Origin of the sequence: Cellulophaga geojensis KL-A, assembly GCF_000568425.1 — a bacterium.
GTDB lineage: Bacteria > Bacteroidota > Bacteroidia > Flavobacteriales > Flavobacteriaceae > Cellulophaga > Cellulophaga lytica.
This window is the reverse complement of the sequence record NZ_ARZX01000061.1, coordinates 1-1,639: the sequence shown is the minus strand read 5'-3', so window position 1 is coordinate 1,639 and position 1,639 is coordinate 1. Positions and strand designations below refer to the sequence as shown.

Sequence of the window (1,639 nt, the reverse complement as noted above, 5' to 3'; positions counted from 1 at the left end):
AAGAGGCACATATGAAAGCGAGTATGATTTTCACCTCGAATGACGTGATTATCAATTTAGGAGTTATAATCGCTGGACTTTTGGTAAATTGGTTAAGTTCGAGCAAACCTGATTTGATTATTGGAACAATCGTTTTTATTTTGGTAATTCAAGGAGCGTTTCGGATTTTGAAATTAAGTAAGTGAATGAAAAAAGCACTACTTACAACAATGTATATAAAACATAGCTTATACAAGCTTTCCGAGAGGTTCGGGTGTCTTTGTTAAGTCGCCAAATTTTTAAATTTGGCTTTTTGAGAGAATAAAGTAAAAAAGAAAATTTAAAAATTCGGCTCGTGTATAATCCGAAATGATAGTGTCTTTTTTCACGCTACGTTTCATATACGGAGACGTTACCATACATTTGAGAAATGACGAACACATTAAAATATTTAGGACTAATTTTAATATTATCTATTATCGGATTTTTAATTCGAGATTACTTTTTTGACTTTTCCCTTTCTCAAATAACGAATGAAAACACTCGAATTGTTAGCCGAAATATAAGCGGACAGTTTTATTCGCATATTCTATTTGCCATATCAATCGGAATTATTCCTCTACTCTATCTGACCATAAAAAAATTGACCAAACTGAACTTTATGAATCAAGGTTTGGTTTCTTACGGAATAATGGTTGTTTGCGGAATTTTGCTCTGGCAATTTAGAATATTTCAACTGAACAGTAGATTACAAAAACTATCTGAATTTGACATTGGAAACGGAATTCAAACAGAACTGAATTTTGACAATCTGAATTTTGGTCGTTATTTATTCATTGGTTTTTTAATCGGAACAATATTGAGTATTTTGATTTTCAAGAATAAAAACAAAACAGTAACGCAATAAAAAAACGTATGGTAACACCGTATAAAAATAATGCTTAGTTTAGTGCTTTATCAAGAGTCCGTGCACTTTTGTTACATCTGATTTTCCTGCGGAAAATCCTCGCACACAAAACCGCACTATTCTTATACATAAACGTTGTAAGTAATGCCGAAAAACCCAGAAACCAAGTGAATAAAACAATATTTGAAATTACCAAAATGGACTGTCCTTCAGAAGAAAATCTTATCCGAATGAAATTGGACGGAATTTCAAGCATTGCGAATTTGGACTTTGATATTCCGAATCGAAAATTGACCGTTTTTCACAGCGGAGAAATTGACCAAATCGAAAAGTCCGTTATCGAATTGAATTTAGGTGGAAAAAAAATCTCAACGGAACAAACCGACCAAACGGAATTTAAAGAAAACGCAAACCAAAAAAAGCTACTTTGGTCTGTACTTGCAATCAATTTTGCTTTTTTCATTATCGAAATGACAACAGGAATTATCTCAAAATCAATGGGACTTGTTGCAGACAGTTTGGATATGCTTGCCGACAGTTTCGTGTACGGAATTAGTTTGTTTGCGGTTGGAGGAACTATAGTTAAGAAAAAGCGGATTGCAAAACTTGCTGGATATTTTCAAATAACACTTGCGATTATTGGATTTGTGGAAGTTTTAAGAAGATTTTTTGGAGACGAGAAACTTCCCGATTTTTCGACAATGATTATCGTTTCGATATTTGCACTTATCGCAAACGGAATTTGTCTTTACA

The 1,639-nt window shown here is 33.0% G+C and carries 2 protein-coding genes and 1 pseudogene; all 3 read left to right on the top strand.

Annotation, left to right across the window (positions count from 1 at the left end; translation table 11 throughout):
- Positions 1 to 185 (top strand): annotated as a pseudogene (locus tag KLA_RS18460) (cation transporter); the annotation flags it as partial.
- A 224-nt stretch (positions 186 to 409) separates the two neighbouring features.
- Entirely contained in the window at positions 410 to 886 is a 477-nt protein-coding gene (locus KLA_RS18000) for a hypothetical protein (protein ID WP_152536876.1), read from the top strand.
- A gap of 167 nt (positions 887 to 1,053) precedes the next feature.
- The coding region (locus KLA_RS17130; RefSeq protein WP_200868420.1) for a cation transporter at positions 1,054 to 1,639 on the top strand (586 nt) is incomplete at its 3' end.

What these genes read in the sequence shown, in the direction of transcription:
- KLA_RS18000 (WP_152536876.1), top strand. Translation starts at nt 410, where the DNA reads ATGACGAACACATTAAAATATTTAGGACTAATTTTAATATTATCTATT.